Genomic DNA, 13,994 nt, shown 5'->3' with positions numbered 1-13,994 from the left:
ACTCCACTGGTCGATCGAGGAAGGCGCTGAGACGCCTGGCCACCTCGGGGGGGGTCAGGGAGTCGCCGGCCAGATCAGTCGCCTTGCCGCCCCACCGGTCGGGCTCGTCGAAGGCCATGGCCACAAAGGCCCCGATGTCATCGACCGCGACGGTCTGCAGCTCGATGTCGGGGCGAACGGCGAAGGCGAACTCCCCGGCCTCGATCGCCAGCAGACAGTACGTGCCGCGGCAGTAGGCAACCACCCGGCGGTCCTTCGGTAGCTCCGCCAGGCGCTGGGGCAACTCCGGCAGAGGGATGGAGAGGGCGCCGGGGAGGTGGGCCGCCTGGTACTCCTCAGTCGGCCGCACGTCCAGCAGCACCACCTCGCCCTGCCGCAGATCTCGGAGCAACTCCTGGCGCGGCGCCGGCTCATAGTCCCGCCCCTCCTGCACCTGCCGCAGCAGCTGGTCCACCTCGGCCAGGCGCGCCGACCCGATCGCCCGCAGCTGCCGCATCAGATCGTAGATACTGTCGTCGGCCAGGCTGTAGGTGACATAGAGGCCGTTCTTCTCACTCTCCACCAGGCGGGCGCCGCGCAGCACCTGCAGGTGCTGGCTGGTGGCCGCGATCGACATGTCGATCTCCCCGGCCAGGACCTCCACGGTGCGCGGGGCCTGCAGCAGCAGGTCGAGGATCTGCAGGCGTTTGGGGTGGGCGATGGCCTTGGTGAGGCGGGCGAGCTGTTCGTAGAGCACATCGCGGTAGACCTGGCAGCCGGAGGGCATGGGATTGCTCACCTATTCAAGTGTATTGTTGAATACTATACAAGTGCGGCCACCGTCTGTCAACCCCCGATTCTCCGCCGGAACGGCGGCTCTCCAGAGCCACACGGGAACGCCACGGCGGCGGCGGCTCTGGAGAGCCGCGCTCCAACGGCCCCGGCGCTTGACTTGCCTGGGTCGGTAGCTTACACTGGACTATCCCGACGGAGTTGAGGGCTCTCCCGGCCCGTCTGGCAGGAGCGTTGTAGTGGGCGCGGATACCATTGTCTCGGCGCCGGGCAGAATCTGTCTGTTCGGCGAACATCAGGACTTCCTGGGGCTGTCGGTCATCGCCTGCCCCATTGACCTGACCATCACGCTGACGTGCCGGGTGCGTGATGACCGGCACCTGGCGGTGCACTTCCCCGATCTGGCCGGCAGCCCGCGCGACCTCATCCATGCCGATCGCCTGGCCGAATACCGCCACAACCGCGACTACCTGCGCTCCGCCACCAATGTCCTGCGGCGCGAGGGCCTGCACATCAAGCAGGGCTATGACTGCACCGTACACGGCACCATCCCCATCAATGCCGGCACCTCCAGCTCCTCGGCCCTGGTCGTGGCCTGGACCGCGTTCCTGCTGGCCACCCAGAACGGCAACCTCCCGCACGATCGCGAGGACATCGCCCGCTTTGCCCACAAGGCCGAGGTGGTCGAGTTCGAGGAGCCGGGCGGGATGATGGACCACTATGCCTCGGCGGTCGGCGGGCTGCTGTACATTGACTGCCGCGAGCCGATCACCGTGACCCACCTGGCAGCCCAGCTCGACGGCTTTGTGCTGGGCGACACGGGGGTGCCCAAGAACACCACCGGCACGCTCCGCGCCTCGCGGGACGACACGCGCGCCGGCCTGGAGATCCTCAGGCGCCATATCCCGGGCTTCGACTTGCGGCACACGTCGCTGGCCGAGGCGGAGCAGTACTTCTCACTCATGCCGGCCAACGTCCGGCGACGGGTGCGAGCGAACTTCGTCAACCGCGACCTGTGCCAGGAAGCCCGCCGGATGCTGTCCGAGCCGGTCGTGACCGACCACGAAAAGCTCGGCCGGATGCTGTACGAGCACCATGTGCAGTTGCGCGACGGCATCAGCGTCTCCCACCCGAAGCTGGACGCCCTCATCGAGGCGGCCATGGCGGCCGGGGCGCTGGGGGGCAAGCTCAACGGCTCGGGCTGCGGCGGCTGCATGTACGCCTACGCCCCGGGCAAGCAACAGGAAGTCAAGGAAGCCATTGACCGCGCCGGCGGCCGGGGCTTCATCGTGTCGGTGAGCAACGGCGTGGAAGTGGACGAGGGGTCTGTCCCCGCAGGGGGCTGACCCCGTAGGCATACTCTGATGGGGTCAGCCCCCTGCAGACTGCTGGCGCAGTCTTCCGGGGACAGACCCCTCCCCCCAAACCCATGAGTTCACTACGCATCACAATCGGCGGCGCGCGCGGGATTGTCGGGGAGAGCCTGACGCCCGACCTGATCGTCAACTACTCGCACGCCTTCGGCACCTACGTGGACGGTGGTCGCGTGCTCATCAGCCGCGACACCCGCCCCTCGGGTGAGATGGTGCGGCGCTGCGTGCTCGCGGGCCTGCAGGCCGCCGGGTGCGAGGTCGTGGACCTGGGCATCTGCCCGACCGCGGCCCTGCAACTGGCCGTGCGGCAGTCGGACGCCGCCGGCGGCATGGCCATCACCGCCGGCCACAATGCCATCGCCTGGAACGCGCTCAAGACCGTGCGCGCCGATGGCATCTTCCTGAACCGCTCCCAGGCCGAGGAACTGCTGGACATCTACCACCAGCGCGAGTACCGCAAGGCGACGTGGGATCAGCTCCAGCCCGCGGGCCAGGACCCCGAGGCCGGCGAGCGCCACCTGCAGGCCATCGCCGAGCAGGTGGACGTGGCCGCGATCCGCGCCGCCAACCTGCTCGTGGCCGTGGACTGCGTCAACGGCGCCTGCTCGCGCTATGCCCCGCTGCTGCTGGGGCAGTTGGGCTGCCGGTTCGTCGAGATGAACGTCGAGCCCGACCTGCCCTTCCCGCACAAGCCTGAGCCGGCGGCGGAGAACCTGAGCCAACTGCGCGCCCTGGTACGGGCCGCTGGCGCCCATGCCGGCTTCTGCTTCGATGCCGATGGCGACCGCCTGGGCATCGTGTGCGAGGATGGCCACGCCCCCGGCGAAGAGATGACCATCTGCGTGGCCACCGACATGATCCTGTCGCGCGGCGACGCCGGGCCGGTCGTGACGAACCTGTGCACGACGCAGGCCGTGGACGACCTGGCCCGCGCGCACGGCCGGCGGGTCATCCACACCGGCATCGGCCAGGCCTACATCAGCGAGGGCGCGCTCAACAACCGTGCCTGCATGGCCGGTGAGGGCAGCGGCGGCTGCCTGTTCCCGAAGCTCAACTACGCCAACGACAGCCTCGCCACCATGGCGCATATCCTCGAGCACGTGGCGCGGCGTGGCAGCCTGGCCGGCATCGTGGCGGGCATCTCGCAGTACGCCATGGCCAAGGCGACCATCGCCTGCCCGACGCAGCACGCCTTCAGCGCGCTGGAGGAGCTGCGCGGGGAGGGCGAGCCGGACTGGGCCGATCCGCAGCGCACCGATCTCACCGATGGCATCAAGTACCAGGATGACCGCCGGTGGGTCTATATCCGCGTCTCGGCCACCGAGCCGCTGATCCGGGTGCTCAGCGAGGCGCCCGACCGCGCTGAGGCCGAGGCGTTGGCCGAAGAATACGTGACGGCAGTGCGGCGGCTCGTACACTGAAGCGGTGCGCCGCATGCGCCCGGGTGTACCGTCTGGAACCGCTGGACTGCAGCGTCGAGGGGGCTCAAAGTGCAAGGTCTTCTGCTCTTCCTGAGTTACAGCCGGAGAGACCAGAGAGTTGCGGAGCGTCTCTGTGATGAACTGGCGGGGCACGGCATCCGCGTGTGGAAGGACGATCGGAACCTGTTTGCAGGGGACGATCTGAGGTCAAGACTACGCCATGCCATCCATGTATGCCATGGTCATCTGGTCCTGCTCAGCCAGAACTCGATCAGGAAGAGCACATGGGTGTTGCTCGAACTCGGAGCTGCCTGGTACGCTGGGAAGAGGATCTACCCACTACGGTACAGAATCCGACTCAGCAGTGTTCCCGTGTTCCTACGCAACGATGTGCTGTGTGATGTCGGCCAGGTGAGGACCAGCCTCCTCCCCGCCTTGTCCAGGCTCGCAGAGGAACTCGACCTAGAGGCCAGCCCACAGCACCACATTGACCTCCAGAGGCTGTCTTCTTCCGCGATCAAGAGGGCCGGGGCGGAGCGGATGACCCAGGAGTTGCGGCCCCTTGTGAGCGGTGCACTTTCTGGTGACATCAGTCTGAGGCGTAAGGCTCATATCGAGGTGCGGGACGCGGGCGACGATATACGCGCGCCGTTCCTAGATGCCATGGAAGTGCTGGTGGGGCACTCACACCCGGCAATCCGTGGAGAGGCCTACTATTGTCTTGGCAGGGTCCCGCTCAACTCCGGACACTGGCGTCATGCGGAAGCTTACTTCCTGAAAGGGCTCTTCGACCCGAGCTGGTTCGTGCGGGCTTGCTGCGCGAACGTGCTTCGCCACCGTGCTCCACTCTCACCCGATACGGTGAGCGAACTTGACCGGCTCCTCAAGGTAACACTATCGGACGAGGGTCTGCTGCGGGGCCCAGGACTGCAGCAGGCTCACGAACCTGAGAACACATTTGCTCTACCCAGATTCGTCTACTATGCCTATCTCGCCCTTGATGCTCACCATGGTGTATCCTGACGCCGTGGAACCAACCTTCCATCCCGACGACAGACGGCGGGACATGCGCACGGTGCGTGACCGACTTGCCAGGCCAGAGCACCTGTGGCCGTCGGTCGTCACAGTCCACCCGACCAACCGTTGCGACCACCGGTGTGGCTGGTGCTGGTTCCAGCGGGATGGGACCTGCATCGATATGCAGGAGTGCATACGGGCCCTCGAGGTGCTCATTGGGATGGGTGCCCGGGAGATCGTTGTGTCGGGCGGCGGCGAGCCGCTTCTCCATCCTGACATCCGGGAGCTTCTCGCGTTCCTGGGATCAGTGCCGACGGTGACCAGACGGTTGTACACCAATGGTTCACAGCTTGCGGCACTCCCGGAACTGAGAGAGGCATTTGACTACGTTCGTGTGAGCATGGATGCTGGTGAGGCGCAGTTGTACTCGGTCTTGCATGGTACTGGGGCAACTGCCTATGGCGCGACACTAGCGGCGTTAGGCGAACTGGGCCAGTCTGCGGCCGCTCCGCTGGTTGGGGTATCCATGATCGTGACCGACGCGAACATGCATACATGCACCAGTCTCATCGCCGATTGCCGGCGGCTGGGCATACCCTTTGTGTTCCTCAAGCCGATGATGGACACCCTTACCCACCGGTCCCTCCCGGCGGTGCACATCGCGGATGCGGACCAGGTGCAAGTGCACGTGCGTGAGGGCCGTCGGCCAGACTCGCAGACGCTCCTGCCCATGCCCATGAGTGTAGCAGCTATGGCCATAGCCTTGACCGCCGATGGCGGGCTCTACGCATGTTGCCATCTCTGCGGCGAAGAGCACCGCCTGTGCCACTGTGGCGACCGGAGACTCTCTGCTGCTATCGGGGCGTTGCGTCACAGGCGGGCCCTCGAGCACTACCGGTCCCTCCAGCACCCGTGCCGGGCGCACGATGCCTGGCAGGTCTGGACTGACACTGGCGGCAACAGCGAGGCAGAGAACACACTCACGACCGAGCTGGCACCCACAGTGGTGGTGGAGTAGATGCCATATACCAGGACACTGAAGACCGGGGCGGAGGGCGTGCGTGGCGTGGTCGGCGACTCGCTGACCCCGCAGCTTCTCATGGGCTTCGCCCAGGCGTTCGGCACCTACCTTGGCGGCGGGGTGGTTGTGCTCGGCCGCGACACCCGGCCCTCGGGCGAGATGGCGCGCAATGCGCTGGTGGGCGGGCTCATGGCCACAGGTTGCCACGTCATTGATGTCGGCATCGCGCCCGTGCCCACCATCCAGCATGCCGTGCGCCGCCACGCCGCTGACGGCGGCATCGCCATCACCTCCAGCCACAACCCGCAGGAGTGGAACGCGCTCAAGTTCATCCACCGGGACGGCATCCTGCTCCGGCCATACCAGGGCCAGGAGCTGCTGTCGGTCTACTACCAGGGCAACTTCAAGCTGGCGACGGCCGAGGCGCTGGGACAGGTGGAGGAGGACCGGGGGGCCATCGAGGCCCACCTGGAGGACGTGCTGCGCGAGCTGGGCGATGACTTTGACCTGATCACCGAGCGGCGGCCCACCGTGGTGGTGGACTGCTGCAATGGCGCCGGCGCGCTGGCGTCCGAGACGTTCCTGTACGCCCTCGGCTGCGAAGTCATCACCCTCAACGATACGCCGGACGGCCTCTTCGCCCACAGCCCCGAGCCGATCCCCGAGAACCTGGGGCAACTGGCCGAGGCCGTGCGCGAGCACGAGGCCGACCTGGGCTTCGCCCAGGACGCCGATGCCGACCGCCTGTGCCTGGTGAACGAGCTAGGCGAGCCGATCAGCGAGGAGTACACGATCGCCTTCGCCTGCGACGCCCTGCCGGACGACCAGCCGGGCCCCATCGTCGCCAACCTGTCCACCAGCCGCATGGTGGACGAGGCCGCTGCGCGCCACGGTCGCCCCGTCATCCGCACGGCGGTAGGCGAGATCAACATCGTCGCGGCCATGCTGCGCGAGCAGGCGGCGCTGGGCGGCGAGGGCATCGGCGGGGTCATCTGGCCGCGCGCCGGCTATGGCAAGGACAGCTTCGCCGGCATGGCGCTCATCCTGGCGGGGCTGGCGCGGCGCGGCGGGACCATCAGCGACTGGCAGCGCTCGTTCCGCCCCGGCGCCATCGTCAAAGAGAAGATTGACTGCTCGGCCTCGCTGGCCCAGCCGGTGCTGCTGGCCCTGCGCGCCGCCTATGCCGACGAGCAGACCGACGAGACGGAGGGCCTCCGCGTCACCTGGCCCGACGGGTCGTGGCTGCACGTGCGGCCCAGCAATACCGAGCCGATCATGCGCATCCTGGCCGAGGCCGACGAACGGTCGGCGGCCGAGGCCCGGGCGGCCGAGGCCGCCGCCATCGTGCGGCAGGAGCTGTCACGCTTGCAGCCTTAGGGGTGCGGTCCCCAGAATCACCCGCATTGCTGCCGAGTCGAGGATCTGCCGATGTCTCCCCTGCGCCTGTCACTGATTGCCTGCACTGTCGCCGCCGTCCTGCTCGTCGCAGCGGGTTGCCGCCAGCCCGCGCCGTCCGAGCCCCCCGCGTCGGCCACGCCGCCGCCGGCGCCCACGACGGAGCCGTCGCCGCCATCCCAGCCGCCCAAGGAGAACACACCTGTGTCCGAAGAGAAGAAGACCGTCCTGGTCCTCAAGACCGTGAAGGGCCCGATCACCGTCGAGCTGTTCGACAAGCAGACGCCCATCACCGCCGGCAACTTCCTGCTGCTGTCCGAGAGCGGGTTCTACAATGGCCTGACCTTCCACCGCGTCGTGCCTGGCTTCGTCATCCAGGGCGGCGACCCCAACGGCAACGGGAGCGGCGGGCCGGGCTTCACCATCCCCGATGAGATCGGCAAGGGGCCGGGGCTGGAGCGCGGCATCCTGTCCATGGCGAAGACCTCCGCCCCCGACAGCGCGGGCAGCCAGTTCTTCGTCGTGACCGGCGAGAAGTCGGCGGTCGCCCACCTGAACGCGGACTTCACGACCTTCGGCAAAGTGCTCGAGGGCATGGACGTCGTGGATCAGATCGTGAAGGGTGACAAGATCGAGAAGGTAGACGTGCAGTCCACCTCTTCGGACGCCGAGGCCGCCCGCCAGGCCGCCAAGGCCGCCCGGAAGCCGAGCAACAAGTAGCCTGACGACGATCTTCCGGATGCTCACGGGCGCGGCTGCCATGGCCGCGCCCGTTTCGTGTGTGGGGTCTGGTGTGGGACCCCCGGCTCGTGAGGTAGGAATCGCGTGGGCCCTGGCGAATGCGTATCTGACTGGCATACCATTCTGCGCGGGGAGATGCTGACCTGATGACCACGATGCGGGCGTTCAGAGCAGTCAGTTGCATGGTGCTGGTTCTGGTCGTTGCGATCGCGAATGGACAGGACGAGATCAAGGCCACGATGATGCGGCCAGTGGAGCCGGACTGCCTCACTACTGAGCAGATGTCCGGATGGGGGCTTCCGGCTTCGCCGACATCGGTGGACGTGCTGAAGTGTCTGGCCGTGCATACGGTCGCCGTGACCACCGAGACGGCCAAGAAGGGCGGCGGGATCGAGTTCATCTTTGGCGGCGTCTCGGGAGAGAAGGAGAGCATCAAGGTGACTCAGGACTATGTGAACTACCGAACGATGCTCATCGAGAACCACAAGTACAGGGTGGGCATCGGCCTGCGCGTCGTGGCTACCTTCGTCACGAAGAAGGGCGGCTTCGACCTGAGCAATATCTTCAACGTGGGCATATCGGCAAGTAGTGAGCAGGCCAGCGGACAGATCGGCTTCTATGTTCTGGGGATCACCGGAGCAGACGTGACGTCACTGATACCGGCGCCTGCACCACTGACCCGTGACTCCGTGACCAGTGCCATCACGACAATCGCCGTGCTGAAGTCGAAGATCTACGACCCGGCCACGGTCATCCTGCCGGTACGGCTGGCCCAGGAGGTGGACGTTACTCTGGACCAGAACGGCCGGGCAACATACGTCGGTCCGACAGCCTATCCTGACGACCGGATGCAGCTAGAGAAGCCCCCCCTCAGGCTGGGTATGTAGCTATCGTGGCGAGTTCACGTGCCGAAGTTCGCGTCAGGGCAGGCGGCGTGTGTCGCGTGGTGTGCGACACCCGCCAGCTTACCTCTCCCTAGCGCGCCAACCCGTTCAGCATCGTGCTTGTTGAGGTCCATGCTTCGTGGATAGGGTACGTTTGCCATTGGTGGGTTTGTTGCTGGGCTGTCTGGCCCTGGCCGGCTATGCCCAGCCTGTCTCTACCCCGGTCGGTCCCGGGCTGACATACACGGCTGAGCGTCTGGCGGACGGGCCGTGGGAGGTGCGTGCCTTCGTGGCCGAGCGCGGCGCGCCGTACCTGCGCCTCGACCTGGCCCTCGGCATGGGCAGGCTGCAGGGCGTCGAGGCCCTCTCGGGGATCATCGCCCGTGAGACCGCGCCCGACGACGCCGTTGTGGCCGCGGTCAATGACGACTTCTTCGTGATGGCCCCCAGCCCCAACGCCGGGCTGCTTTGTGGGATGGCCGTCCGGCGCGGGGAGTTGGTCATGACCGCGCGCAGCCGCCCCGCCTTCGTGTTGCTCGCGGACGGCACGCCCCGCATCGGCGTCTTCGACACCACTGGCACCGTCGTGCTCCCCGCCGCCGAAGTCCCGCTGGGCGGGCTCAACCAGCCGCCCGTGAAGAACAGCCTCCGCGTCTGCACGGCGGTCTTTGGCTGGCCCGTGACGGAGGGCTGCGTGGCGGTGAAGACGGCGGGCCTGCCGCTGGCTGTCAATGGGGAGTGGCAGGGCACAGTCAGCGAGATCGTCCCGGCCGGCACGCCGCGCCAGGCGGGGCCGGATGAGGTCCTCCTGTCCGCCGACGGTGCAGCCGCCGCCTCCCTGGCCGGCCTCAAGCCGGGCGACCCGGTGCGGCTGCGCCTGCAGACCCCTGGGCTCGACCGGCCAGTCGCCATGGCGGCCGGCGGCAACTTCGTGCTCCTGCGCGACGGGCAGATACCCTTCACCCCTGGCCCGAAGGACCCGCGCCATCCGCGCACCGCCATCGGCTACAACGACCGCCAGATCATGGTGGTGACGGTAGACGGGCGGCAGGCCGGCTGGAGTGTGGGGATGACGTACCACGAGCTGGCCCTGCTGATGCAGCGGCTGGGCTGCACGGACGCGCTCAATCTCGACGGCGGCGGCTCGACCACCGCCTGGGTGCGCGGACAGGTCGTCAACCGCCCCTCCGATGGCGCCGAGCGCCGCATCGCCAATGCCATCCTGGCGCGTTCCACGGCCCCGCATGGCGCCCTGGCGCGACTGGTCGTCACGCCCGCGCGCCTCGTGGCGATGCCCGGAGCGCGGGCGCCGCTGACGCTGACCGGCACGGACGAGTGGTACAACCCGGTAGCACTGAGGGCCGGCGATCTGGTCGTCACCGTGGCTACAGCGGGTTCCAGCCGCATGACAGCGCGCCTGCGCGGCGGCAGCCTCGAACTGCGCGGCATGCCCGGCGAGGGCACGGTGCGGTTCAGTCTAGAGGGCGCAGACAAGCCCCTGGCCGAGCTACCGGTGCGGCTCGTAGGCAGTTGCGCCAGGCTGAGCCTCGCCCCCGACCCCATCGAGCTGTGCGCCGGGGACACGCTGCGCCTGTCCGCAGAGGGTCTGACAGCGGAGGGTGAGCCGGTCGTCCTGCCCGAGGGGAGGCTCCGGTGGAGCGTGGCGGGCGCGGGGCTGACGCTGGCCGACGGTACGCTCCGGGCGAGCGTCGCCGGCGCCGCCGGATCGGTGCGCGTCACGCTGGGCGCCGCCACGGGCGAGGCCCCGGTGCGCGTTGCGGCAGGCGAGGCAGTGGAGGGCTTCGAGGAGGCCTTCCGGCCCACGTTCAACACAGCGCCGGCGAAGGGGCCGGTCACCGGCCAGGTGAGCATCCATGTCGGCGGGGCGGCGCAGGGCCGGCGCTACTGCCGCCTGACCTATGACCTGGCCAAGCCCGCCGGCACCCGCGCGGCGTATGTCCGCCTGGACCGGCAGCTTGGCTCGGCGCTGCGGCTATCGCTGCAGGCGCGCGCCACGGGCGACCGGCCGCCGTGGCTGCGCGTCGCGGTCGTGGACGGCAATGGCACGCGCCAGACATACACGCTGGCCGACACCGTGAACTGGGGTCGGCAGTGGCGGCGGGTGCAGGTGCGCCTGCCCGCGGGCCTCAAGCCGCCGCTGGCCTGGCAGTCGGTGTATGTCGTGGCCGGGGACGGGCAGACCGGCCGGGGGACGCTGGAGATCGATGATCTGCGAGCAGAGCGGGTTGAGTAGGGCGTCGCCGGGGCCCTGGGCCGAGGGAGCAATGGTGGGGGCCCCGTGGACGGGCGCTGCCGCGCCCGCCTATCATGAGCCGCGCCTCCGGCGCTAACGGCCCCTGCGCGGCGTGCTCCGGCGCCATTGGCCCATGCTGTTGCCGTCAAGGCCCGGAGGGCCGACTCAATCCAGGCGGGAGCGGAAGCCCCCGTCACCCGGCCCCCTTCACCTCCTTGGGCCGCGGCGGCGCAAGCCCGCAGAGCGGGCGACACAGAACCTGCGTACAGGAGAACCCCATGAGCCACAAGCGACTACTCATCATCGGTGGCAGCGGCCACGTCAGCGGCAACCTGGCCCGCGTGGCCGTGGACCAGGGCTTTGCGGTCACCATTGTCACGCGCGGGCAGAAGCCCGTGCCCGAGGGTGTGCGGGCCCTCGTGGCCGACCGCCACGACACGGCCGCCCTGCGTGACGCGCTGGGGGATGAGCAGTGGGACCTGGCGGTGGACTGCATCGGCTATGAGGCCGCGGACGCCCGGCAAGATGTGGAGCTGCTGCGCGGCCGCTCCCGCCAGTTCGTCTTCATCTCCACCGACTTCGTCTTCGACCCGCCCGGGCGGCGCTTCCCGCAGCCGTTTGACAACCCGTACTTCCTGCAGGATGACAGCTACGGGGCCAAGAAGCGGCGCTGCGAGCTGGAGCTGCTCGCCGACGACACCGGCTGGCACTGGACGGTCTTCCGGCCGTGCCACATCTACGGCGCGCCCTCGCAGCTCGGCTGCCTCCCCGACGCCGCGCGCGACCCGGAGCTGCTCGCGAGGATGCAGGCCGGGCAGCCAGTGCGGTTGGTCGGCGGGGGCCACTTCCTGCAGCAGCCCATCCACGCGCGGGATCTGGCCCGCCTGGTACTCAGCGCCGCCGGCAATCCGCTGACCTACCGGAGGATCTACTGCTCGGTGGGCCCGGACATCATCACCTCGTATCGCTACTACGAGATCATCGCCGAGGTGCTGGGGGTGCCGGTGACCTTCGAGGAGCTGCCCGTGGCGCAGTCGCTGGCCGAGCATCCCGAGTGGGTGAGCTTCCTGTGCCACCGCATCTACGACCTGACGCCGCTGCGCCTGGACGGCCTGCAAGTCCCGAACACACCGATCACCCAGGGGCTGCGGGAGCATACCGAGTGGCTGCTGGGGCAGCACACCAGGTAGGCCCCGCCACTGATTCTTGCGGGTTCACCTGTAGGCGGAGAGGCGCGTGCGAGCAGGTGCCGAAGGCGCCTGGCGCGAATGTACCTTGAGACCTATATGTAGGACGCGCCCTGTGAGGTGCTGAACACCCAACCATTCAGGAGGAACGTGTCTATGAAGAAGGGCTTCACGCTGATCGAGTTACTCGTCGTCATCGCGATCATCGCGATTCTCGCGGCCATTCTGTTCCCCGTGTTTGCCAAGGCCCGTGAGAAGGCGCGGCAGTCGAGCTGCCTGAGCAACCTCAAGCAGCTTGGTCTGGCCATGTTCCAGTACACGACCGACTACGATGGCACATTCCCCGAGATCCACACCACGAACCTGACCATCGGGCGCTACTATGTCAGCACCGGTGCGGCCGCCGCGTTCTACTATAGTTGGGAAGACCGGATGGAGCCGTACACCAAGAACACGCAGCTCATGGTCTGCCCGTCGGCCTCCGACACCAGCGGTGGGTCGCCGCCCCATTCGTATACCTACAGCTACTACTTCGGCGGCCTGACCTGGGGCTTCTTCCCGGTGAGGGACTCGCAGGTCGTGCAGCCGGCCAGCAAGGGTCTCATTGGCGAACGCGGCGCCAGCGCCCGGTATCACTACATCTACACCGGCAGCGACAACGGCGGCAGCATCCACAACGACGGCGGCAACATGCTCATGGCTGACGGCCATGCCAAGTGGTTCAGGTATGGCACGAGGTACTATGGCCAGTCTGGCACCAATGCGTACTTCCAGCCGACAACGGCCGTCGCGGAGTAGCCGATGACGGGCCGTGAGCGCATCCAGCGCGCGATCCACTTCGAGGGGCAGGGCAACCTGCCCCTCGAAATCCATGACGTGCCCCATCTCTACGACGCCTATGGCACCCTCGACCCCGCACTGGCCCGCCCGGCGACGGAGGACTATGACGGGATACGGGTGACGTACCATTGGACGTTCGGGGAGGAGACGGCATCCTCACCCCTCCCCCTCTCCCTCGCGCGGAACGGCCGCGCTCCGGAGAGGGGAACGGCACAACTGCGTCGCGACGAGTGGGGGTGCCTGCAGCGCGTGCCGGACGACACGGCAACGGCTTATGAGGTGATCGAGAAGCCGCTCGCCGACCCCGCCGCCTTCACCCACTACCGCTTCCCCAACCCCTCCGTCAGCGACCCGTTCTTCGAGCGTGTCCGGCGCGATCAATCGCGCCACTACCCCGACAAGTTCGTCTGCGGTTACGTGGACCCCGGGCCGCTGCTGGTCGCGTTCAACCTGATGGGCTATGACGGGCTGCTGCTGCGCCTGGTGGATGACCTGCCGCAGGTGCTGGCCGTGATGCGCGGCATCGTGGACTTCCAGAAGGGAGTCATCGACCGCTGGGCGGCGGCCGGCGCGGACATGGTCTCACTCATTGACGAGTTCGCCGGCAGCGAGGGGCTCATGTTCTCGCCCGCCCTGTGGCGCGAGCACTTCCTGCCCCTCTACGCGGAGCTCTTCGCCCACATCAAGTCCCACGGGCTCTGCTGCGGCTGCCTGTTCGATGGCGACATCACCGCGATCATGGATGATGTCCTGGCGTTGCAGCCGGAAGTGGTCGAGATCATGCAGCCGAACCTGGTCGGGATCGAGCAGTGGGGGGAGCTGTTGCGCGGGAAGGTGTGCGCGAAGGCGTCGGTGGACATGATGACGACGCTGGCCACGGGCACGCCACGCCAGTGCGCCGCCGAGGCGCGGAAGCTGGTCGAGACCTTCCACACGCCGCAGGGCGGCTTCATCGCCATATCGCTGCGGTGGCACCGCCCGGAGTATCCGGCCGCCAACGTGCAGGCCGTGGCCGAGGCCTTCGCGGAGTACCGCTAGGGGCACACTCCTGGGGTGCCACTGCCAGCCCGGCTGGCAGTGCCCGCACGGG

Annotated in this window: 12 protein-coding genes; 11 read left to right on the top strand and 1 reads right to left on the bottom strand. The window is 67.8% G+C overall.

Translation table 11 applies throughout. From position 1 onward, the window contains the following. On the bottom strand, nucleotides 1-766 hold a 766-nt coding region (locus LLH23_13065; GenBank protein ID MCE5239404.1), incomplete at its 3' end, for a metalloregulator ArsR/SmtB family transcription factor. A 244-nt stretch (nucleotides 767-1,010) separates the two neighbouring features. Between LLH23_13065 and LLH23_13060 the strand changes: the two genes are divergently transcribed. The 11 genes from LLH23_13060 to LLH23_13010 all read left to right on the top strand — a co-directional run bounded on the left by LLH23_13060 (nucleotide 1,011) and on the right by LLH23_13010 (nucleotide 13,942). Continuing rightward, nucleotides 1,011-2,117: a GHMP kinase gene (locus LLH23_13060; protein ID MCE5239403.1), complete on the top strand. Its 1,107-nt coding sequence runs from the start codon at nucleotides 1,011-1,013 to the stop codon at nucleotides 2,115-2,117. 83 nt (nucleotides 2,118-2,200) lie between these two features. After that, the gene (locus LLH23_13055; GenBank protein MCE5239402.1) at nucleotides 2,201-3,565 is read left to right on the top strand and encodes a hypothetical protein; all 1,365 of its coding nucleotides are present in this window, start codon (nucleotides 2,201-2,203) and stop codon (nucleotides 3,563-3,565) included. 69 nt (nucleotides 3,566-3,634) lie between these two features. After that, nucleotides 3,635-4,588 (top strand): toll/interleukin-1 receptor domain-containing protein, encoded by a 954-nt coding sequence (locus LLH23_13050; protein MCE5239401.1) that lies wholly within the window; start codon nucleotides 3,635-3,637, stop codon nucleotides 4,586-4,588. Beyond that, complete coding sequence (locus LLH23_13045) at nucleotides 4,575-5,600, top strand: radical SAM protein (protein ID MCE5239400.1); 1,026 nt, start codon at nucleotides 4,575-4,577, stop codon at nucleotides 5,598-5,600. The genes LLH23_13050 and LLH23_13045 overlap by 14 nt, the downstream gene beginning before the upstream one ends. Then, nucleotides 5,601-6,980 (top strand): phosphoglucosamine mutase, encoded by a 1,380-nt coding sequence (glmM, locus tag LLH23_13040; protein MCE5239399.1) that lies wholly within the window; start codon nucleotides 5,601-5,603, stop codon nucleotides 6,978-6,980. 222 nt (nucleotides 6,981-7,202) lie between these two features. After that, nucleotides 7,203-7,718, top strand: coding sequence for a peptidylprolyl isomerase (locus tag LLH23_13035; GenBank protein MCE5239398.1), 516 nt, complete (start codon nucleotides 7,203-7,205; stop codon nucleotides 7,716-7,718). A 167-nt stretch (nucleotides 7,719-7,885) separates the two neighbouring features. After that, entirely contained in the window at nucleotides 7,886-8,626 is a 741-nt protein-coding gene (locus LLH23_13030) for a hypothetical protein (protein MCE5239397.1), read from the top strand. 160 nt (nucleotides 8,627-8,786) lie between these two features. Beyond that, nucleotides 8,787-10,877, top strand: coding sequence for a phosphodiester glycosidase family protein (locus LLH23_13025; GenBank protein ID MCE5239396.1), 2,091 nt, complete (start codon nucleotides 8,787-8,789; stop codon nucleotides 10,875-10,877). Nucleotides 10,878-11,155: 278 nt separating this feature from the next. Next, the gene (locus tag LLH23_13020) at nucleotides 11,156-12,067 is read left to right on the top strand and encodes an NAD-dependent epimerase/dehydratase family protein (GenBank protein MCE5239395.1); all 912 of its coding nucleotides are present in this window, start codon (nucleotides 11,156-11,158) and stop codon (nucleotides 12,065-12,067) included. Between the two features lie 153 nt (nucleotides 12,068-12,220). Further along, nucleotides 12,221-12,862, top strand: coding sequence for a DUF1559 domain-containing protein (locus LLH23_13015; GenBank protein MCE5239394.1), 642 nt, complete (start codon nucleotides 12,221-12,223; stop codon nucleotides 12,860-12,862). Nucleotides 12,863-12,865: 3 nt separating this feature from the next. Further along, complete coding sequence (locus LLH23_13010) at nucleotides 12,866-13,942, top strand: hypothetical protein (GenBank protein ID MCE5239393.1); 1,077 nt, start codon at nucleotides 12,866-12,868, stop codon at nucleotides 13,940-13,942. Nucleotides 13,943-13,994 lie beyond the last annotated feature (52 nt).

The organism is bacterium, assembly GCA_021372615.1.
In the GTDB taxonomy this organism is placed as follows: Bacteria; Armatimonadota; Zipacnadia; order Zipacnadales; family UBA11051; genus JAJFUB01.
The sequence above is the reverse complement of the archived record's forward strand: the minus strand, read 5'-3'. Positions and strand labels throughout refer to the sequence as shown.

What these genes read in the sequence shown, in the direction of transcription:
- LLH23_13030 (MCE5239397.1), top strand. Translation starts at nt 7,886, where the DNA reads ATGACCACGATGCGGGCGTTCAGAGCAGTCAGTTGCATGGTGCTGGTT.
- LLH23_13055 (MCE5239402.1), top strand. Translation starts at nt 2,201, where the DNA reads ATGAGTTCACTACGCATCACAATCGGCGGCGCGCGCGGGATTGTCGGG.
- LLH23_13045 (MCE5239400.1), top strand. Translation starts at nt 4,575, where the DNA reads ATGGTGTATCCTGACGCCGTGGAACCAACCTTCCATCCCGACGACAGA.
- glmM (MCE5239399.1), top strand. Translation starts at nt 5,601, where the DNA reads ATGCCATATACCAGGACACTGAAGACCGGGGCGGAGGGCGTGCGTGGC.
- LLH23_13020 (MCE5239395.1), top strand. Translation starts at nt 11,156, where the DNA reads ATGAGCCACAAGCGACTACTCATCATCGGTGGCAGCGGCCACGTCAGC.
- LLH23_13010 (MCE5239393.1), top strand. Translation starts at nt 12,866, where the DNA reads ATGACGGGCCGTGAGCGCATCCAGCGCGCGATCCACTTCGAGGGGCAG.
- LLH23_13015 (MCE5239394.1), top strand. Translation starts at nt 12,221, where the DNA reads ATGAAGAAGGGCTTCACGCTGATCGAGTTACTCGTCGTCATCGCGATC.